The organism is Pantoea sp. RG18 (assembly GCF_025910075.1).
GTDB lineage: Bacteria > Pseudomonadota > Gammaproteobacteria > Enterobacterales > Enterobacteriaceae > Pantoea > Pantoea agglomerans.
Genome location: NZ_JAPCIL010000002.1, coordinates 107,148 through 127,256 on the forward strand (window position 1 = coordinate 107,148; position 20,109 = coordinate 127,256).

Annotated in this window: 20 protein-coding genes, 1 tRNA gene and 1 pseudogene; 15 read left to right on the top strand and 7 right to left on the bottom strand. The window is 51.1% G+C overall.

Translation table 11 applies throughout. The features are described from left to right. Positions 1 to 32 precede the first annotated feature (32 nt). On the bottom strand, positions 33 to 932 hold the full coding sequence (locus OK409_RS01050) for a DMT family transporter (RefSeq protein ID WP_033779729.1): 900 nt from the start codon (positions 930 to 932) through the stop codon (positions 33 to 35). A gap of 177 nt (positions 933 to 1,109) precedes the next feature. Here OK409_RS01050 and OK409_RS01055 point away from each other — a divergent pair, with 177 nt between their 5' ends. Continuing rightward, the gene (locus OK409_RS01055; RefSeq protein ID WP_109650932.1) at positions 1,110 to 1,979 is read left to right on the top strand and encodes a helix-turn-helix domain-containing protein; all 870 of its coding nucleotides are present in this window, start codon (positions 1,110 to 1,112) and stop codon (positions 1,977 to 1,979) included. Between the two features lie 297 nt (positions 1,980 to 2,276). On the opposite strand, the gene OK409_RS01060 is transcribed toward OK409_RS01055, so the two are convergent. Beyond that, on the bottom strand, positions 2,277 to 2,759 hold the full coding sequence (locus OK409_RS01060; protein WP_086906201.1) for an Hcp family type VI secretion system effector: 483 nt from the start codon (positions 2,757 to 2,759) through the stop codon (positions 2,277 to 2,279). An 82-nt stretch (positions 2,760 to 2,841) separates the two neighbouring features. Between OK409_RS01060 and OK409_RS01065 the strand changes: the two genes are divergently transcribed. After that, complete coding sequence (locus OK409_RS01065) at positions 2,842 to 3,630, top strand: DUF4225 domain-containing protein (RefSeq protein WP_061703728.1); 789 nt, start codon at positions 2,842 to 2,844, stop codon at positions 3,628 to 3,630. Between the two features lies 1 nt (position 3,631). On the opposite strand, the gene OK409_RS01070 is transcribed toward OK409_RS01065, so the two are convergent. Further along, a complete protein-coding gene (locus OK409_RS01070) occupies positions 3,632 to 3,946 on the bottom strand; it encodes a hypothetical protein (protein ID WP_061703729.1) in 315 nt (104 codons plus the stop codon). Positions 3,947 to 5,297: 1,351 nt separating this feature from the next. Here OK409_RS01070 and OK409_RS01075 point away from each other — a divergent pair. Together OK409_RS01075 and OK409_RS01080 are read left to right on the top strand one after the other, a co-directional pair. After that, positions 5,298 to 6,545 (top strand): AAA family ATPase, encoded by a 1,248-nt coding sequence (locus OK409_RS01075; RefSeq protein ID WP_264366655.1) that lies wholly within the window; start codon positions 5,298 to 5,300, stop codon positions 6,543 to 6,545. Further along, positions 6,538 to 7,269, top strand: coding sequence for a hypothetical protein (locus OK409_RS01080; protein ID WP_264366656.1), 732 nt, complete (start codon positions 6,538 to 6,540; stop codon positions 7,267 to 7,269). Before OK409_RS01075 ends, OK409_RS01080 begins: the two co-directional genes overlap by 8 nt. Here the strand turns inward: OK409_RS01080 and OK409_RS01085 are convergent. From OK409_RS01085 to OK409_RS01095, 3 genes and pseudogenes are all read right to left on the bottom strand, one after another. Then, positions 7,242 to 8,434 (bottom strand): annotated as a pseudogene (locus OK409_RS01085) (tyrosine-type recombinase/integrase). The gene OK409_RS01080 and the pseudogene OK409_RS01085 sit on opposite strands and share 28 nt — an antisense overlap. A 157-nt stretch (positions 8,435 to 8,591) precedes the next feature. Next, positions 8,592 to 8,663: transfer RNA gene (locus OK409_RS01090), tRNA-Arg, on the bottom strand. 294 nt (positions 8,664 to 8,957) lie between these two features. After that, entirely contained in the window at positions 8,958 to 9,893 is a 936-nt protein-coding gene (locus tag OK409_RS01095; protein ID WP_069025244.1) for a formate/nitrite transporter family protein, read from the bottom strand. A gap of 242 nt (positions 9,894 to 10,135) precedes the next feature. Here OK409_RS01095 and ccmA point away from each other — a divergent pair, with 242 nt between their 5' ends. The 10 genes from ccmA to mlaA all read left to right on the top strand — a co-directional run bounded on the left by ccmA (position 10,136) and on the right by mlaA (position 18,017). Next, on the top strand, positions 10,136 to 10,753 hold the full coding sequence (ccmA, locus tag OK409_RS01100; RefSeq protein WP_033767505.1) for a cytochrome c biogenesis heme-transporting ATPase CcmA: 618 nt from the start codon (positions 10,136 to 10,138) through the stop codon (positions 10,751 to 10,753). Next, positions 10,753 to 11,412 (top strand): heme exporter protein CcmB, encoded by a 660-nt coding sequence (gene ccmB / locus OK409_RS01105; RefSeq protein ID WP_264366657.1) that lies wholly within the window; start codon positions 10,753 to 10,755, stop codon positions 11,410 to 11,412. The genes ccmA and ccmB overlap by 1 nt, the downstream gene beginning before the upstream one ends. A 68-nt stretch (positions 11,413 to 11,480) precedes the next feature. Next, positions 11,481 to 12,221 carry a heme ABC transporter permease gene (locus OK409_RS01110; protein WP_264366658.1) on the top strand — a complete coding sequence of 247 codons (741 nt, stop codon included), beginning with the start codon at positions 11,481 to 11,483 and terminating at the stop codon, positions 12,219 to 12,221. Continuing rightward, entirely contained in the window at positions 12,218 to 12,451 is a 234-nt protein-coding gene (gene ccmD, locus OK409_RS01115; RefSeq protein WP_010257916.1) for a heme exporter protein CcmD, read from the top strand. The genes OK409_RS01110 and ccmD overlap by 4 nt, the downstream gene beginning before the upstream one ends. Then, a complete protein-coding gene (gene ccmE, locus OK409_RS01120) occupies positions 12,448 to 12,933 on the top strand; it encodes a cytochrome c maturation protein CcmE (RefSeq protein ID WP_061901238.1) in 486 nt (161 codons plus the stop codon). The genes ccmD and ccmE overlap by 4 nt, the downstream gene beginning before the upstream one ends. After that, positions 12,930 to 14,888 carry a heme lyase CcmF/NrfE family subunit gene (locus OK409_RS01125; protein WP_264366659.1) on the top strand — a complete coding sequence of 653 codons (1,959 nt, stop codon included), beginning with the start codon at positions 12,930 to 12,932 and terminating at the stop codon, positions 14,886 to 14,888. Before ccmE ends, OK409_RS01125 begins: the two co-directional genes overlap by 4 nt. Further along, the gene (locus OK409_RS01130; RefSeq protein WP_208443310.1) at positions 14,885 to 15,442 is read left to right on the top strand and encodes a DsbE family thiol:disulfide interchange protein; all 558 of its coding nucleotides are present in this window, start codon (positions 14,885 to 14,887) and stop codon (positions 15,440 to 15,442) included. The genes OK409_RS01125 and OK409_RS01130 overlap by 4 nt, the downstream gene beginning before the upstream one ends. Beyond that, on the top strand, positions 15,439 to 15,891 hold the full coding sequence (locus OK409_RS01135) for a cytochrome c-type biogenesis protein (protein WP_080760127.1): 453 nt from the start codon (positions 15,439 to 15,441) through the stop codon (positions 15,889 to 15,891). The genes OK409_RS01130 and OK409_RS01135 overlap by 4 nt, the downstream gene beginning before the upstream one ends. Beyond that, positions 15,891 to 17,102 (top strand): c-type cytochrome biogenesis protein CcmI, encoded by a 1,212-nt coding sequence (ccmI, locus tag OK409_RS01140; RefSeq protein WP_109650876.1) that lies wholly within the window; start codon positions 15,891 to 15,893, stop codon positions 17,100 to 17,102. Before OK409_RS01135 ends, ccmI begins: the two co-directional genes overlap by 1 nt. A 150-nt stretch (positions 17,103 to 17,252) precedes the next feature. Next, a complete protein-coding gene (gene mlaA, locus OK409_RS01145) occupies positions 17,253 to 18,017 on the top strand; it encodes a phospholipid-binding lipoprotein MlaA (protein ID WP_010257927.1) in 765 nt (254 codons plus the stop codon). Between the two features lie 136 nt (positions 18,018 to 18,153). Here mlaA and fadL read toward each other — a convergent pair whose 3' ends face one another. Further along, positions 18,154 to 19,437 (bottom strand): long-chain fatty acid transporter FadL, encoded by a 1,284-nt coding sequence (gene fadL, locus OK409_RS01150; RefSeq protein ID WP_010671434.1) that lies wholly within the window; start codon positions 19,435 to 19,437, stop codon positions 18,154 to 18,156. Between the two features lie 358 nt (positions 19,438 to 19,795). On the opposite strand from fadL, the gene OK409_RS01155 reads away from it, so the two are divergent. Then, positions 19,796 to 20,092, top strand: coding sequence for a YfcZ/YiiS family protein (locus OK409_RS01155; RefSeq protein ID WP_010671435.1), 297 nt, complete (start codon positions 19,796 to 19,798; stop codon positions 20,090 to 20,092). The last annotated feature ends 17 nt before the right edge of the window (positions 20,093 to 20,109 follow it).

Here is a 20,109-nt window from a genome sequence, read left to right on the forward strand (position 1 = left end):
CATCCGGACGCGGGCCTCAGCCCGCCTCCGCGTCAGATGATTATCCGGCGACGACTTGCCGGCCAACGGGCAAACATCACGATATTGCCCAGTAAAATCATGACAAGGCCAGGGATGGCGCTGGCATGCCACTCATATCCTTCGTAACGGGTAGAGAGTGCCAGCGCCACCAGCGGAAACAGCACCGTTGTATAGGCAGCCCGACTGGCTCCGATACGTCCCACCAGCGTAAAATAGGCCCCGAATCCCATCACCGATCCCACGATAGCCAGATAGATCAATGCCCCAAACCACTGTGTATTCCATGTCGGCTGCAGCGAAACACCCTGCAGCAGCGAGACCAGTGCCATGATCAGCGCACCGTATAACATGCCGTAACTGTTGGTTGTCAGCACGTCACGTTGCAGACGCTGATGCCGCTGACTGATCATATTGCCGAATGAAAATCCCAGGGTGCCCAGCGCACTTAACCCAATGCCCCACATCAAGCCGGTCGAGGCCTGAGTGCTGCGCAGATCGTGCCAGAACAACGCAACAATACCCGCCATGCCGAGCACTATCGCCGGAATCAGACGTGCGGAAGGGCGCTGACGGAAAAATATCCAGCTGTTAATGGCGTTATACATCACCGCCATAGAGAAAATGACCGACTCCAGTCCGCTGCTGATATAGCCAGAGGCGTAATAAAAGCAGACAAAGTTAAAGCCAAAAACGCAACAGCCCTGCAGCACACAGAAAAGGTGATCCTGCAGCGTCAGCCTGTGCAGACGCTTTATCAGCTTAAGCAGCAATAACATGACCAGCGAGGCCAGCAAAAAACGCCAGAAGACAGCGACAGTTACGGCGCTGATGCCTGCAGACTGTTGCGCATAAATCGCAATCCAGGTCGTGCCCCAGATCAGCACGACTGAGAGATACAAAAACAGGTTCATTGCCAGATTCTCCACCGCAAAACGCCGAGTCTGCACCCGCAACGCTCCCGGGTCTTGCAGCGAATTGCGCAGGGTTTGCAAAATCTTGCGCATTTTTACTCTCTGTCCCGATGTGCTCTGTTTTCTGTCCCGCGCAATCCGTAAACTGGCACTCTGTTTATCTGAACTGATACCCCGATGAGTCGCTTCCAGACCTTTGACATGCTGCAACGCCACAAAGCACAACTGCGCGATCAGGTGCAACTTAACAGCGGCATTCAGCTGGCAGCCTGGTTTAATAGTGGCGATCGCGTGACAAACCTCAGCGATCATCACACGCTAAGCCTTTATGTGGCGGGCGGCTACGATACCTGGCATAAAACCCCGCATGGCTGGCGTAACGGTGGCGCACCGGACCGCTTCTGTCTGATGCCGGCTGGCACAGAATCGACCTGGGATCTGCGTGCCGATCTCGCCTTTGTTCATCTCTATTGCAGCGAGAACCAGCTGCGGCAGCTAGCCGAACGGGTCTGGGACCGCAGTCCGGCGCAGTTAAACCTGCATGAGAAAATCTTTTCTGTTGATGACCGCATTACCCAGCTCTATCGACACTTTCTGCTGAGCAGCGACTGGCAACAGCCCGCCAGCCAGCTGACGCTGAGCAGCGCATCAACACTCCTGCTGACCCATCTGCTGCAGCACTACAGTGAAGTTAAGTGGCAACTGCCCCAGGTGCGGGGCGGACTGGCTCCCGCGGTATTACGTCGGGTTCTCGACTTCATTGAGGCTCACATTGACCAGCCTTTAACCCTGGCTGTGCTGGCGCAGGAAGCGGCATTGAGTGAGTTTCACTTTGCCCGCATGTTCCGCCATACCACTGGCGAAGCGCCGCACCAGTTCGTGATGCGTCGTCGAATGGATCGTGCAAGGATGTTGCTTGAGCGGCCCGAGCTGACGCTGACCGATATTGCCCTTCAGTGTGGCTACCACTCATCAGCCCACTTCAGCCATCGTTTCCGGCAGGTTTATGGCATGACGCCCTCGGCGTGTCGGCGGGGGAGTCGCTGAAATTTCTGAAATTGCCTCTATAGATACTGGTATTAAGCCACATTGAGGATCTACCTTTGGATTACCGTTTAACTATTCTGCAAGTTTCTTTATTTATGCGAATTCTGGCTTAATATGTGAGTCGTTATTTATCTTAATGCTTCATAAGTGTTTTTAAGACTGTATGGTTGGATTAATTATCATAATTTGAGAGAAATTATTACGGCTTAATAAAACACGAAGGTGCCAGTTTTAATTGACACCCTAAATAAATAATAAGCTTCAGATCGTGCTAAAACATCCAGTGTTCTTGAGACATTACTGTTCTTTGTTACCTTTAATATCCCACCCTGACTGAGTTTCCGCGCCTTTGCCGCCACTCGCTGACTGTTCCCAATACTGTGTTTTAACTTTTGATGCCTGAAACTGATATGAAACTCCGATCAGATCACGATTTGTAGTGCCATTGAAAACCACATTGGTGATAAGAACGTCTTCAAGCGTAATGCGGCAATACTCGATTTGGCTCCCTCCTGCCTTACATACCGAAAGCTCCACTTTGCCAATATGCTTGCCGTTGGAGACGTAACGCATTATTGCTGGAGTAGCTTTGTCTATAAGCGCCTGAACAGTGAGATCACGATACTGAACCTTTCCTGCGCCACCGCCCCCACCAACCGTCATGTTCCCTGGCTGGCTTGCACCCCAGGTGAATGATTCAATGCTGATGCAGCCTTTATGATTACTGTCCTGAGATTCGCCTGTAATGCCATCGATTTTTAAGAAGAGATCTGTACTCATAGCTGGTCCTTTTGCTTTCCCTGAGAAGAGGAATCTGATTAAATAACCTTAATGATACGTATAGTGACATAAAGGTACAGTCATGGACTACTGGAAACCAGACCGATTTAAGGATTACTTTCTGACAATGGCTAATGCTGAGGCTAATCAGCTACTTAGTACGTCAAGCCACCTCTCTTTAATTCACTTGTATGATGGCTACAACAGGGTTCAGTTTCAGGACGAAATGAAGATTTTCATTAACGCTCAAATGGATACTATTCGCTCAGGTGCCAGCGATGATGAATGCCAGCGATGTATACAAAATCTGAAAGAAGAACATCGTAATCTCATGAAACAAGATCAACTTCTGCGGACAGGTCAGGCGGCATTGCATGCTTCAGTACAGTTTGTTCAGCAAGGTGATATTTGGGGATATGTTATCAATGGTGTAGGAGTAGTTCTGAGTGGATTACAGGTAGTGGCTGGGTTTGGAGTCATGGCCGCTTCAGCTGCAACCGGAAATATAATAGGGGTTGGGTTTGGTGCAATGCTCACACTTCATGGTGTGAATGGGATCCAGGAGAGCGTGATGAATGTTATTACAGGAAAAAATGACGCCCAAGGTTTCTTAAAGGATGGCTATATTGGAGCAGCTAAGTTTTTAGGCTTCGATCAAAAAACAGGTGAAATTGCTTACAGCAGTATGGATCTTGCTCTCTCTGCCTACGGCATGTTCAGGCTGATAAGAAAACCCGAAACATTTCGTCTCTTTTACTACATAAACTCCGATTTTGTTCGGGGTATCAAAGATATGAGCCGTTTTGAACTAGGAGTTGAAATATATAACGACTATTCTGCTCTCAAATCGATATACGATAATAAAAAATAAGTCACTTTTTTCTTGTATATCGGAATGATTTGTATCCTAACTTCATCGGTGTAAAAATGTAAAAAATCGGAGCTATGATTAGCATTGTGATTGAGTACGAGGTGATAGCGAGGCTATCCTTATATATAAACGTGTATATCCAAACCACAGCAAGAATGATTACAAGGAGCATTGAGGCAATAAAGCGTAGGCTAAGCTCTTTAAGTAAAACTGGGTAAGTTGTTCCACTTTTTTCGGCTTGCATTCTTAAAGCAGCAATATCTTTCGCATTGAAACCGCTTTCAGCAAGTCTTCTTTCAATTTCAAAAACGTTCATATGGTCACCAGGGCTGTAAGTTTAGACCGATCATAACTCATATAGTCTGGTGGTTACCAGAAAAAGTTATATTGCCTTTCAAAAAGGTATATGTAAATTGCAGAGTGGTTGGGATTGGTTTCTTCTTATAATTCTCCCCTGAATAATTTGATCTTATTTTCAGGATTTATTTAAACAAAAAATATTTTTAATGTTCTTACATGACCAGAGTATGCTTGTTCGTTTGTAAGGTCGTCATTATATAATATAGATTTAAGATTGTAGAGTAATTGAGGTTCACCGCCATAGTCTACAGGTAATTCTGCCAAAAACAGAAGCTGAGTAGTTATAATTCAAATCATACTGTTTTTAACCTCAATTGGTGAGCTGATACTAAATGACTTGCCCGGTTTGCCAGATGCGCGCAACGGCACGTAAAAAAACAGAAAGCATCTTCAGCTGTCGGATGTTTGTTTCAAGTGCACCTATCTGGAATGTAGGCACACCTTTGTAATGATGGTCTCGTTTTCACATACTTTCAGTCCCAGTTCGTTAGCTGGAGATGGAAGGGTAAGGGAGCTGCTAAACGCGCTTGGGCAGGATGAGCGTAAACAGGTGCTTGAGTTACTTAGAGAGGAAGAGATTAAGGGTTAACTACTATGTCGGGCAGAACGTGAGCATCCGACTTACTTTTTGGATGGAAAAATTTCAATAGTCATTCTGATAAAGTCATCAAATATCAATGGATTATATTTCAATAATTTTGACTGAGATTGATTTATTTGGTCACGAAAAAATACAATTCCATTAAGTATCAATAAGTTGAATGAAAGTTTGATGGCTTGAAGTTGTTGCGAAACTGAAAAAAGTGAAATTCCTTTCAACGATTTCAGTCAAGGGTATGAGTCGTAAACCCTCTGCTACCGCGGGCGGAGATAGTGCTTTGAAGAAAATCAAAACTGAAATAATTTCTTGATACGGAAACCGCAGGCGGGTGCGGTGTAGCGCCGTTTTTGTTGGTGAGACATTTATTTTTCGGGCTGTGGCTGGGCCAGCGCAACGCTGCGCTGAAGGTAATACGTCGAATGGTTACATCGGTGCAGCGTTGTAAAGACGTTTTGTGCGGTCTGGTGACAGGCATAAAAAAACTGCTGCATTAGCGGGTTATTGTGTGATGGTGATTAACCAATGACGGGTGAGTATTTCTAGGCCAGCGGCGTGGCCTGCATGGCACTTTGTCCGATTGCGGTGCTGTTGGTTGCTGCCCACCCGGCAGATAGGTGCGGTGTAGTGCGATTTTGATAACTATGATAAATTTTACTCTTAAAACTATTAAATAAACCAATTTATAATTTAGGAGTTGGAGAAATGTATGTTTTTGCACAATGTTAAGGCTCAGGAGTACAAGGGGTTCAAAAATATTCATGTTGAGTTCAAGGAGAAATTCACTGTTTTATGCGGTCCGAATGGCGTCGGGAAGTCAACAGTCCTATTTGCTATTGCCAGTGCATTGAATTTGAATAATGAACGTGTTCGGCTGAATGAGCATAGTCAGTGCAAAATTGAATTTACATCGAGAGATTCTACTGAAAATGTATGTGGGTTCGGTAAAGGTTCTTACAAGATGGAATCTTTAAGGAGTAGTAGTTTTCAAGGTGGCCCTCATGAATACCAAAATGATGATGGTTCTTTTGAAAGAATATATAAGAATGATATAGCTGAACTTTTTTCACCATTGTTTATTGGTCCCAATAGAAATATTGATTATAAAAAAATTAATGGGATGACAGCTGAAAAAACGCCAGAAGAATATAGAAAGGAGTATATCAGGGGCTCATTACAAGGTTTAGCCTCAGCTTTTACGCCAGAAATTAAGCAGTGGATGATTAATAGGTATTTTATAATTGAGAAAGAGTGGGGTGCTGCTGAGAAATATAACTGGGATCTCATTATTTCAAACCTTGACTTCATCTTTGGGGGGGAGGGGAGAGTGTATTTTGATAAGATAGGGCGGGAGTTGGAACCAAGTTTTATTTTAGATGGGGCAGTTGTATATTTAGAGGATCTATCATCGGGTTTTAAATCGATATTATCAATTGTATTATCAATTGTTGAGTGGATTGAAAAGACTAATGCTAATGATGATATGCTTATTGATAAAGCTCAGGGGGTTGTTTTGATAGATGAGCTTGATGCTCATTTACATCCATCATGGCAAACCTCTCTAAGGGGGGTGTTAATTAAAATTTTCCCGAGGCTGCAATTCATTGTTACAACTCATTCCCCTCACATTATTAGTAGTTCTGAGGTCAATGAAGTTATTGTTCTTCGTCGCGATGGCGATGATATAATTCCTGTTAAGATTGAAAAATCTTTGTCGGCATGGAAAACTGATGATATATATTCCCTAATTATGGGAGTTAATACTGTACATCAATTGACTCTAAAGTATGTAATATCTGAGATTGAAGACCTTATAGAAAATGAATTATATGAACATGCCTTGATGGTGATTGAAGATTATGCAAAGCAAACTCCTGAATCTGATCCAACTGCACTAACTTTAAGAGCAAGAGTAAACGATCTGATTTTAAAAAATGAGAGAGACTCAAATGATTAGAATTAATCGTCCTGACGAGCCTCAAATTCTGACACAAAACAAGGATGCTTGGACTGCTCGGCTCATTGAAAAAATAGAAGAATATAAGGGTTATGAAAATATCCCTGATGATGAAAAGAAATTAGTGCTATCGCCATATAGACATGTCGATATTAAAAGCTCACTTTTTTTATCAAGCAACAAGAAATGTGCTTTTTGCGAGTGTATTCCAGAAGAGGGAGGCGGCTATTTACAAGTGGAGCATTTCCATCCTAAATCCATTTACCCACATGAGTGTTTTGAATGGATGAATTTATTGCCATGCTGCAATATTTGTAATGTTAATAAAGGTGTTTTAAATACCAAGGTAAGCTTTATTATAAATCCTTATGATGCAGATCCTGAAAAGCATTTTTATTGTAATTTCCTGAAGATCCTACCTAATCATAATGATGTTGCTGCGGCTATTACTGAGCGGGAAATTGAAATTAATTCTGCAAGGTTGATCAATAGTAGGACTGAACTGCTTAGAAAGTTGCAATTGTTAACTGAAGAATTGAGAGATTTGATCGAGTTGCTTGATGAGGCTGATACAGATCGTAAATCAGTTCGAAGGAAAAATATGTTGATAGAAAAATATAATGAAATAAATGAGTATGTGAGCCCAAAAAGTATCCATAGTTTTTTTTGCACATCGGTTATTTTGCAGGATAAGCACTATTTAGCTGCAAAGGCAATTTTATAACTGATGAAATCGGAATACCATTGAAGCATTTCTTTTCTTTTTGAAATATATTGCGCATGATTGTAAGTTCCTCTAATTGAGTTCTTATCAACATGCGCAAGCTGCATTTCAATCCATGCGCTTTCAAAGCCATGTTCATGCAAGATTGTGCTCATCATATGGCGGAAACCATGCCCCGTTAGCCGTCCATGATAGCCAAGCATCTTTATTACCTTGTTGATGCTGGCATCGCTCATCGGCTTTCTAACGTCGTTTCTGCCTGGGAACACTAGCTGATATTTGCCGGAAATGATCTTCAGCTTCTTCAAAATCTCAACCGCTTGAGACGATAGCGGTACTAAATGAGAACGGCGTTTTTTCATTCTTTCTTTCGGGATTTCCCACAGCGCGCTGTCCAAATCAAACTCACACCACCAAGCCTCTCTGAGTTCGACGGTACGAACACCAGTAAGCATTAGAAGCTGAGTGGCGTATTTAGTCAGTAAGCTGCCCTGATACCCTTTAAGCGCTCCAACAAAAGCTGGAATCTCTTTCTCTGTAAGGAATGGGAAATGGTTCTGTTTCGGCTTGTTTAAAGCGATGGCCAAATCGGGAGCAAAATTGTACTTTGCTCGGCCAGTTACCACAGTAAAACGGAGAACTTCACCGCAACGGCGGCGGATCTTACTTGCCTGCTCTAACGCGCCACGCTTTTCTATTTTTTGTAGCACGGCTAATAGCTCCAGCGGCTCTATTAGCTCAATGGGCCTGTGGCCAATGTAGGGAAAAATATCGCGCTCAAGGCAGCCTAAAACTTCTTTAGCATAACCATCCGTCCAAGTTGACTTCTTACCGCTGTGCCATTCTCTGGCAACGGCTTCAAAGCTGTTCTCATGCGAGAAACGCAGCGCTATTTTATCGGCTTTACGTGTGTCACTGAGGTTAAACCTCTTAGCGAGCAACGCACGCGCCCCCTCACGTTTGCGGCGAGCCTCTGTAAGCGAAACTTCCCCGTAAACGCCAAATGAAATCATTTAGGGTTTGCCAGCAAAGCGATAGCGGAAGAAGCAGCCCTTAACACCATTGACATCAACCAACAGAGATAGTCCTGCGCCATCGTTGAGCGTATAAGGCTTGTCTTGCGTATAGTACGTTTAATTTGAATATCAGATAGCAGTACGTGTATAGAGAAAAGATCGAACTAAGATATACGCAATTTTATACACATCAGTGTATAGATTCCATTGTACTTTACAGGACAGTGCTGGACATGAATTATGATTTATATTCATGTTTTGGAAGGGTTTTTAGATTTTTTTAGACAAGCTTAGACTTGCAAAAATTGTCCCCTGCAGGAATCGAACCTGCAACTAGCCCTTAGGAGGGGCTCGTTATATCCATTTAACTAAGAGGACAGCGGCGCGCAGTATAGCGCAAACAGGCAGTGAGATTCACTACATCGCCGTCCGTTTGCTCATTCCGCCAGCAATCCCGGTTTTCTGAACACGCTAACGTTACGTGCAGAAAGCGGAAACAGCTTACTGAAGTCCGGGATGTCATCCAGACTGAAGCGGCACCCCGACTCTAAAATCTTCACTCCCCTTTTGCAGCAGACACTTCCAGTAAACGTTTTTCAGACGCCCGCCTGGCAAATCGCCTTCAGCAAACAGACCAGAAAGGCAGACAGGGTAAACTGTCTGCCTTTCCTCTTACTCAGCCTTTTCCTGCTCTTCGCGCTGGCGACGTTTCTCCTGCTTCTTCTTCTCAGCCTTCGCTTTAGCCACGGCCGCTTCACTCATGTCGTTGCGGATCTGCGCGTGGCTGATCAGGGCAAAAATCAGCGTGCCGCCGGTAATGTTGCCGAGCAGCGTCGGCAGGGCAAACGGCCAGAAGAATTCATACCAGCTGATGCTGCCATTAAAGACCAGATAGAGCACTTCCACCGATCCCACCACGATATGCGCCAGATCACCCAGCGCAACCAGCCAGGTCATCATCACAATCACCAGCAGTTTGGCGCCGCCCGCCGAGGGGAACATCCAGACCATGGTGGCGATAATCCAGCCGGAGATCACCGCATTGGCAAACATCTCGCCGGGCGTATTTTCCATCACCTTCATACTGATGCTGGTAAACGCCTGACGGGTAGCTTCGTCAAATATCGGCATCTCATTAAACGCCAGCGCACCCAGTGCCGTCCCGATCAGGTTACCCAGCAAAACGATGCCCCATAAACGTAATAGCAAGGCGCCATTACTCCAGGTCGGTTTGTGCATTACCGGCAGGACTGCCGTAACGGTATTTTCGGTAAACAGCTGCTGACGCGCCATGATGACGATAACAAAACCAAAGGTATAACCCAGGTTTTCAAGCAGGAACGCCCCTGGTACGCCATCCAGATGCACCTGAAATATCCCCTTCGCCATCAGCGAGGCGCCCATGGATAAGCCCGCCGCAATGGCTGACCAGAGCAGCGCCATACCATCGCGCTCCAGCTCCTTCTCCCCATCCTGGCGGATCTCTTCATGGATGGCGGCGGCGCGGGAGGGTAAAGCCTCCTCATCGACTTCGATGTCAGTGCCCTTATCCTTCTCTTCACTCTCGACGTCGTTAGGACCCTGTTCATTACCTGATGAAGGCTTCATATTTTCTCCTGGTGATAGTGCTGTCGCGTAATAAGCGTAGCCGTTTTTTATTTGCCGATAATGTAACGATCGATGCGAATAAGCGTAACAACGTTTTTCGGAATTGCATTTTTATTCAGACTGCGGGCGATACCGCACGAATAAACCCATGGCATCGAAACTGAGCGGTGGCTCACACTTCGGCCCACAGCAACATTGTGGTAATATCCCGGCCACTTTTAGTTGGTGCGATTCCCCCCTCGATGTTGGAAATCATTACGCTCACTTGTGCATACGACGAACGTGCGCTGTTCCGGCAGCTCTCCTTTCGCGTCTCTGCAGGCGACATTGTGCAGATTGAAGGCCCCAATGGTGCCGGTAAGACCTCACTCTTACGCCTGCTGGCTGGCCTGAGCCGTCCTGAACAGGGTGAAATACGCTGGCAGCAGCGGCCAATCCTGCGGCAGCGCGAAGCCTGGCATCAGGCGATGCTCTATCTGGGCCATCATCCCGGTGTCAAAGGCGTGCTTACACCGCTGGAAAATCTGCGTTTCTACCATCCTGATTGCAGTGATGCGCAGATCTTTGCTGCGCTGGAAAGCGTCGATCTCACGGGCGACGAAGAGGTGCCGGTTAGCCGGTTATCGGCGGGCCAGCAGCGGCGGGTAGCGCTGGCGCGTCTGTGGCTCAGCCAGGCCCGCATATGGATTCTCGACGAGCCGCTGACCGCCATCGACAAAGCGGGTGTTAAAAAATTAATGGCGAAATTCGCCCGGCATGCCGATAACGGTGGCGCAGTGATCCTGACAACCCATCAGGATTTGCCCGCGGATGCTGCGCGGGTGCGCAAAATTCGCCTCGGCGACGGGGAGGAAGGCTGATGCTGTTTCGCCTCATCCAGCGTGAATTACGCATCGCCTTTCGCAGCGGGGCTGATGTGATCAATCCGCTCTGGTTTTTCCTGATTGTTATTACCCTGTTTCCGCTGGGCATCGGACCTGACCCGCAACAGCTGGCGCGCATTGCACCGGGCGTAGCCTGGATTGCCGCGCTGCTGGCGTCGCTGCTGGCGCTGGAGCGGCTGTTTCGCGATGACTTCAGCGATGGTTCGCTGGAGCAACTGGTACTGCTGCCGACGCCGCTCCCGGTAACGGTTATCGGCAAAGTAGTGGCGCACTGGCTGGTCACAGGCGTGCCGCTGATTATCCTGTCGCCGCTGGCCGCGCTGCTGCTGTCGCTGGATTTTAATGGCTGGCGGGCGATGGCCCTGACGCTGCTGCTCGGCACGCCAACCCTGAGTTTTCTCGGTGCCATTGGTGTAGGTCTCACGGTGGGTTTACGGCGCGGTGGCGTACTGCTTAGCCTGCTGGTGCTGCCGCTGGCCATTCCGGTTTTGATCTTCGCCAGTGCGGCGATGGAGGCGGCCAGTCAGGGGTTACCGATTAATGGCTATCTGGCGATTCTCGGCGCGATGCTGCTGGGCAGCGCCACGCTCTCCCCGTTTGCCACGGCGGCAGCGCTAAGAATTACTTTGCAATAACAGCCGTTGAAATAACCGCGCGTAAAAGACGCGGCAACACTCTTTTATCGTTAATGTGAGCATTTGATATGTGGAAAGCGTTACATCAGCTGGCCAGGCCCGAACGGCTCTATCAGTTTTCGGGGCGACTGGTGCCGTGGTTCGCCATCTTAGGGCTGGCGGCGTTGCTGCTGGGCTGGGCCTGGGGCTTTGGATTTGCTCCCGCTGACTATCAGCAGGGCGACAGTTTCCGCATCATGTACATTCATGTGCCCGCCGCGATGTGGTCGATGGGCATTTATGCCTCGATGGCCATCGCCGCCTTTATCGGCCTGGTGTGGCAGATGAAAATGGCCGATCTGGTTTCCGCCGCCATGGCACCGGTGGGCGCGGTCTTTACCTTTATTGCGCTGGTCACCGGATCCGCATGGGGCAAGCCGATGTGGGGGACCTGGTGGATCTGGGATGCGCGCCTCACTTCGGAGTTGGTGCTGCTGTTCCTCTATATGGGCGTGATTGCGCTCTGGCACGCTTTTGATGACCGCCGCACCGCAGGGCGGGCCGCGGGTGTTCTCATTCTGGTCGGCGTAGTTAATCTGCCGATCATTCACTTCTCAGTGCAGTGGTGGAATACCCTGCATCAGGGGTCGTCGGGCATTCTCCAGCAGGCGATTGCGCCAGTGATGCGAACGCCGCTGCGCTGGGCAATCATCGGTTATCTGCTGGTGTTTATCACGCTGACCCTGATGCGGCTGCGCAACCTGATTCTGTTAACCGAACGTCACCGTCCCTGGGCGATTGATGTGGCGAAGCGGGGAGAGCAGGCATGACACCCGCCTTTTCCTCCTGGCACGCCTTCTTTGAGATGGGGGGCTACGCCTTCTATGTCTGGCTGGCAGTTGCCTGCACGCTGATTCCGCTTGTCGGGCTGACGCTGCATACCCTGTTGCTGCGCCGCCGCCTGCTGGCTGAGATCCGCCAGCGCGACGCGCGGGAACGCCGCATCCGGGCAGCGAAATCTAAAAAAGCCGCGGCTGAAGCGGCAGGAGAGACATTGTGAATACCCGTCGACGCAACCGCCTCTATGCGGCAGTGGCGATTCTGCTCGGCCTCGGCCTGGCCACCGCGCTGGTGATGTATGCGCTGCGCTCAAACATCGATCTGTTCTATACCCCAGGTGAAATCCTTTACGGCAAAGGCGAGGCGCACGAGAAGCCCGAAGCGGGCCAGCGGCTGCGCGTCGGCGGCATGGTGATGCCCGGCAGCGTCCGGCGCGATCCGAATACGCTTGCCGTGTCGTTCAAACTTTATGATGCCCGCGGCGTGGTCAGCGTCAGTTTTGAAGGCATCCTGCCGGATCTGTTCCGTGAAGGGCAGGGCGTCGTCGCGCAGGGCGTGCTGGCGGCGGGCAACCAGGTGATCGCCAAAGAAGTCCTGGCGAAACATGATGAGAAATATACGCCGCCGGAGATTGAAGACGCGATGAAGAGTAATCACACCGGCCCCCAGTCGCTGTATCAGGCGGGAAATAAATCATTATGATGCCCGAGATTGGTACTTTTCTGCTCTGCCTGGCGCTGGGGCTCTCCCTGCTGCTGAGCAGCTATCCGCTATGGGGCGCAGTGCGCCAGGATGCCCGCCTGATGGCAATGGCACGTCCGCTGGCCTGCGGTCTGTTTATCTGCATCGCGGCGGCTTTCGCGCTGCTGGTCTGGGCCTTTATCAGCAACGATTTCACCGTTGCCTATGTCGTTACAAACTCCAACAGCCTGCTGCCGGTTTACTATCGCATTGCTGCCACCTGGGGCGCGCATGAAGGATCGCTGCTGCTGTGGGTGTTGCTGCTCAGCACCTGGACATTAGCGGTGGCGATATTCAGTCGCGGTATGCCACAGGATGCGCTGGCACGCGTTCTGGCGGTCATGGGCATGATCAATCTCGGCTTCCTGCTGTTTATCCTGCTGACCTCGAATCCGTTTGGCCGCACGCTGCCGGACTTTCCGATAGACGGGCATGACCTGAATCCGATGCTGCAGGATATCGGCCTGATCTTCCATCCGCCGCTGCTCTATATGGGCTATGTCGGCTTTTCGGTGGCGTTTGCCTTTGCTATCGCCTCGCTGATGGCCGGACGGCTGGATACGGCCTGGGCGCGCTGGTCGCGTCCCTGGACCACGGCGGCCTGGGTCTTTCTGACGATTGGTATTGTCCTTGGCTCGGCCTGGGCCTATTACGAGCTGGGCTGGGGCGGCTGGTGGTTCTGGGACCCGGTTGAAAATGCGTCGTTTATGCCGTGGCTGGCAGGTACCGCCCTGATGCACTCGCTGGCGGTCACGGAAAAGCGAGGCACCTTTAAGGCCTGGACCGTGCTGCTGGCGATTACCGCGTTTTCGCTGAGCCTGCTGGGGACGTTCCTGGTGCGATCCGGGGTGCTGGTGTCGGTGCATTCCTTCGCCTCGGATCCGGCACGCGGGATGTTTATCCTCGCGTTTCTGGTGATTGTTATCGGCAGTTCGCTCCTGCTCTACGCGATTAAAGGCGGGCAGGTACGTGGCCGGGTGCAGAATGAAACCTGGTCGCGCGAATCGTTTTTGCTGGGTAATAACGTGCTGCTGATTGCCGCGATGCTGGTGGTGCTGCTCGGCACGTTGTTGCCGCTGGTGCACAAGCAACTGGGCCTGGGCAGCATTTCGGTCGGTGAGCCGTTCTTCAACAACATGTTCAGCTGGCTGATGGCGCCGTTTGCGCTACTGATGGGGATCGGGCCGCTGGTGCGCTGGCGTCGCGATGAGCCGCAGAAGCTGGCAAAGCGGCTGGCGCTGGCGCTGATCGTGACCCTGGCCTGTTCCGTCATCATTCCCTGGTGGCTGCAGGATCGCATTGAGGCGATGACCGTGGTTGGCCTGCTGATGTCACTCTGGATTATCGTGCTGACGCTGCTGGAACTGCATGAACGCGCCACTCACCGTCATCCGTTCTTTGCCGGTTTACGTCACCTGTCGCGCAGTCACTGGGGCATGGTACTGGGCCATCTTGGGGTGGGGGTGACGGTGATCGGTATTGCATTCAGCACCCAGTACAGCGTGGAACGCGATGTGCGGATGAAGGCGGGTGATAGCATCGATATTCATCACTATCACTTTGTCTTCCGCGGCGTGCAGAATCTGCAGGGGCCTAACTACAGCGGTGGCATGGGCATCATCGATGTCACGCGCAACGGCAAACATGAAGCGACGCTGCAGGCAGAGAAACGCTTTTATACGGCCGCCCGCACCATGATGACCGAAGCGGCGATTGATGGGGGTTTCAGCCGCGATCTCTATGCGGCGCTGGGTGAAGAGCTGGAGGATGGCGGCTGGGCCGTGCGCATCTACTACAAACCCTTTGTCCGCTGGATCTGGTTCGGTGGCGCGCTGATGGCGCTGGGTGGGCTGTTCTGCCTGTTTGATCCCCGTTATCGTTCGCGCAAAAAAGCGGGAATTGAGGAGCGGACATGAACAAGAAAATCCTGTTTATTCCCCTGATGCTGTTTCTGTTGCTGGCGGCGGCGCTGCTGTGGCAGCTGACACGTAATGCCGATGGCGACGATCCGACCCGTCTCGAATCCGCTCTGATCGGCAAGCCTGTGCCGCTGTTCCGGCTGGAAGCACTCGATCAGCCAGGCAAAACCTACGACCAGCGCGTGCTGACAGATGGTAAACCGATATTGCTGAACGTCTGGGCGACCTGGTGTCCGACCTGTCGCGCCGAGCATCAGTATCTGAATACGCTGGCGGAGCGGGGCATTCGCGTCGTCGGGCTGAACTACAAAGACGATCGTCACAAGGCGGTTAACTGGCTGAATACGCTGGGTAACCCCTACGCGCTTAGCCTCTATGATGGCAACGGCATGCTGGGACTGGATCTCGGCGTCTATGGCGCGCCGGAAACCTTTCTGATCGACGGTAAAGGGATCATCCGTTATCGCCACGCGGGCGATCTCAATGCGCGCGTCTGGGATCAGGAAGTGAAACCCTTGTGGGTGAAATACAGCGCGGAGGCGGGATCATGAGAACGCTGTTACTGCTCTGCGGCTTGCTGTTCAGTATCAACTTGTGGGCAAGCATCGACACGCTGCAATTTGACTCGGTGGCCCAGGAAGAACAATACCGCGACCTGACCGCTTCACTGCGCTGTCCGAAGTGCCAGAACAACAGCATCGCCGACTCAAATGCCATGATTGCCGCCGATATGCGGATGAAAGTCTATCAGCTGATGAAACAGGGCCAGAGTCGCCAGCAGATCATCGACTATATGGTGGCGCGTTACGGCAACTTCGTCAGCTATTCGCCACCGGTCACGCCCTCAACCCTGGTTTTGTGGGCTGGTCCGGCGCTGTTTGCGCTGCTGGGCGGCGCGGTGATTATCCTGCGCAGCCGTCAGCGAAAAACCCGCAGTGAGCTGGATGAAGATGAGCAACAGCGTCTTAATGCGCTACTGAAGTCAGACAGGAAGCCGTAATGAGTGCATTTTGGATCACCCTTTTTCTGTTACTGCTGGCGGCCTGTACGCTGTTTATGGCGGCGGGCTGGCGGCAACGTCAGGCCAGCACAGGCGATCGCGATCGCCTTAATCAGCGCTTCTACCACCAGCGGATAGATGAGCTGGCGCAGGATGAAGATCAGGGCGTCGTCGCTGAGCGTCCGCTGATGGAACGGGAGTTACAGCAGACACTGCTGGCGGATATTCCGCCGGCACAGACGATGAAGTCACACAGCAGCAGCCGCTGGATTTTGCTGCCAGGCCTGATCGTGCTGATTGGGGTATCGCTGGGGACTTACCTGAAAACCGGTGGCCTGGCACAGCTCACGGGCTGGAAGCAGGTGCAGCAGGCGTATCCTGAGCTGCGTGCCCGACTGATGGATCCTGGCGCTAAACCGCTGAGCATGGAGGAGCTGGCGCGTTTACAGCTCGGATTGCGTACCGCGTTGCAAACGGAACCGGATAATCTGGCTGACTGGACGATGCTGGGACGGCTCGGCATGGTGCTGAATAATGCCGATATCGCCAGCCAGGCATTTGAGCATGCGCTACAGCTTGCTCCCAACGATCTGGCGCTAAAACAGGATTATGCCGAAGTCCTGACGCGATCTCCTGATCCGCAGGATAACCGTCAGGCGTCACTGCTGCTGCAGGCATTGCTAAAAGCGGATCCGCAAAACCTGCGTACGCTGAGCCTGCTGGCATTTAATGCTTACGGACAGCAGCAATATGATCAGGCTATCGACGCATGGCAGACCCTGCTGGGTCTGTTGCCGGCCGGTGATTCGCGACACGCTATGATCGCCCGCAGCATCGAAAAGGCCAGAAGTGCCGCCGGGCAACAGAGTCGTCAACTGGCGCTGACCGTGACGCTGGCACCTAAGGCAGAAAAAATGTTACCGCAGGACGGAGTGTTGTATATTTCGGTTTCTGACGGTGCTTCACCGGTGCCGGTGGCTGTTAAGCGGATGCCGCTCAGTCACTTCCCGCTGTCGCTGACGCTGGATGACAGCAACGCCATGATGCCGGATCGCCTGCTTTCGGCGCAGCATCAGGTCGAGGTCCGGGTGCGAATCTCCCGCGATGGCAGCGCCAATCCCCGGCCGGGTGACTGGCTGGGCCTGAGCGCAGTGACGCCCTGGGATGGGCATCAGCCGATCGCGGTAGAGATTAATCAGCAGCTTCCCTGAACGCATCAACTGACCGCGTTCAGGATGATGCGTGCCATTGCCTGCTGCCTCTGGCACAAAGTCAGCTATGCTCATCGGGTAAGTCGATTCGATACCGGGCTGTGACCTGAACGATGGGTAGACCTTTTTCATCCGCACAGGGAGATTGGAATGAATTATCGCCTGACCAGCCTGGCTGTCGCCAGCGTCCTTCTGGTAGGTTGTGCCAGTTCAAAGCCGGCGAATAGCGATCCTGCTCAGCGCAGCGATCCTTTCGAAGGCTTTAACCGCACGATGTTTAACTTTAACTACAACGTGCTGGATCCGTATGTATTGCGTCCGGTCGCTGTGGCCTGGCGTGATTATGTGCCGGTGCCGGCACGTACCGGCCTGAGCAATTTCCTCGGCAACCTGGAAGAACCTGCCAGCATGGTCAACGCCATCCTGATCGGTAACGGACGTGATGCAGGTATTCACTTCACCCGTTTCTTCCTGAACAGCGTGCTGGGACTGGGCGGCTTCATTGATGTTGCCGGTAAAGCGAATCCGGAACTGGCGCGTGAAGAGCCGCACCGTTTCGGTACTACGCTCGGTCACTATGGCGTCGGCTACGGGCCTTATGTTGAGTTGCCTGCTTACGGCAGCTTTACGGTGCGTCAGGATGGCGGCGACTACGTTGATACGCTTTATCCGATCCTTGGCTGGCTGACCTGGCCAATGTCGATTGGTAAATGGACGCTTGAAGGGATTGAGACTCGCGCGCAGCTGCTGGACTCTGATGCAATCCTGAAACAGCAGAGCGATCCGTACGCCTTTATCCGTAATGCTTACTTCCAGCGTCATGACTTCCTGGCGCGCGGCGGCAAGCTCAAGCCGGAAGATAATCCTAACGCGGCTGCGATTCAGGATGACCTGAAGGATATTGACGCCGAGTAATCGCCCGCGCTGCGCCGCCAGGGATGGCGGTTTATGCCTCTTTGGGCAGGGCGTATGCTCCCTGAGCCATTAAGCAATCCACGGCCACAAAAAAGGGCGACTCACCAGAGTCGCCCTTTTTGTTCGTACCATCCAGTCAGAACTTATAGTTAAAGTTCGCGCCGTAGAGCCAGGCCTTGCCTTCAGAGGTAAAGGTATAAGGACCTTCTTTCACCGTGACTTTCTGTCCGTGCATATAAGAGATGCCTAAATCCACCGAGGCATCATCGTTAAAGGCATAAGAAGTACCGGCACTCAGCCATAAACGATCCTGGTCCGGGATGGAGATAGAGCGCTTATCGGCCGGAACCGGGCTGTCATCAAACGCAATACCGGTACGGAAGGTCCAGTTCTTGTCGTAGGAATAGGTTGTGCCCAGTGCAATACGGTAGGCATCGTGGAAGCTTTCATCTTTATAGAACAGCGTCTGGCCGTTAGAGCCAGTGGCTTTCAGCTCCTGGAACTGGCTCCAGCTGGTGTAAGCCATGCTGTAGTGAACGGCCCACTGCGGTGCCACTTTATGCCAGCCTGACACTTCCCACATCTCTGGCAGATTAAGCGTTAACGCGCCTGGAACGGTGGTGCCGTTGGTGCCAAAAGGTACGCCTGACACTTCCGGATTATTCACCGCATTCAGCCGGGATGAGAGATTACTTTTGTAATCGCCATCAAAGTCGACTTTCACTTCTGAACGATAGGTAAAGCCGAAGCGGTTATTTTCATCCACTTCATACAGGATGCCAGCATTCCAGCCGTAACCCCACTCATCGCCTTTCAGATGGGCAACCTGCGTATCAGCCGGAACCCCCAGCCTCGCGCCTGACTCACCGGCATAACGCTCAATTTTGGCTTTAGCGTAAACCGCATCAAAACCGATGCCTGCACTAAAATGTTCATTAAAGCGATAAGCAGTGCTGAGATTTAAATTGCCGGTCATCAGGTCAGTTTTACCGCCGTAACCGCCAGCGGTGTAGCCATTATTAAACTCTGTTGCTAAGCCGTAGTTTGAGGTTGCAGATGCGCCAATCCACCACTGATCGTTGATGGGCTGGACGTAATGAATATTGGGTACCCACTGATTAGGGGCAATATTATTCGCATCCAGGCTGCGGCCACTGGGACTGCGACCACTGATATTTACATCCGGCGCAATATAGACAGCCCCGATAGAAAATTCCGGGCGATCCATTAACGCCATTGTCGCCGGGTTACGGCTGGCAGACGCCGCGGTATCACCCATTGCCCCTTCGCCTGAATATGCGCGACCTAAACCAATCGAAGAGAATTCATTTAACTGAAACCCAGCAGCGTAAACGTGGGAAGAGACAAGCGCCACTGCAGCCGCCACGGCTGACTTTGCAAACAGGTTTTTATGGTTCATGACCACAACCTCATGTGAATTATTATTTAACGCTATAACGTCGCGTAACAAAGGACGGCGGATTGTAGGGACTGATGTAAAGCGCACATATCAGACCAGTGCGGAGAGTATAGGTCCGACCTGTGTGCATGTTGCAATATTGTTTTTTAAATATTTCAGGTTTGATCGCTTAAAATTCGATCTGCATAACAAAAAGCCCCTGATTCTGGACAGCATAACCATTCCAGTTTGTTCTGGATCAATTTTTATTGTGATATTCGTCACTTAGCAACAGGTGCGTGGCGCATCTTTCAGCGAGCAGGTAAGATTTCGTCCATAAAATCGCTCAACCTATGCAATTGCTGGTCTGGAGAATGAAATGACTGATGCCATTAAAAAATGCAGTGCGACCGAAACCGCAGCCTGTTGTTGTGTTGATGTCGGCACGGTAATGGATAACACCGATTGCACCGCCAGCTGGTCAGAATGGTTTGCTCAGCGTGCCGATGCGGAAGCGAAATTAGCGCAACTGACCGAACGTGCCCGCGAGGTTGAATCAGAACCCTGTCTGATTGAATCGCGCTTCAGCGAAGTGGATCAGGGAGTGCAGCTGGATATCGATTTCACCTTCAGTTGCCAGGCTGAAACCATGATTTTTCAGCTCGGTTTGCGTTAAGTCCCATTACGCCGCGT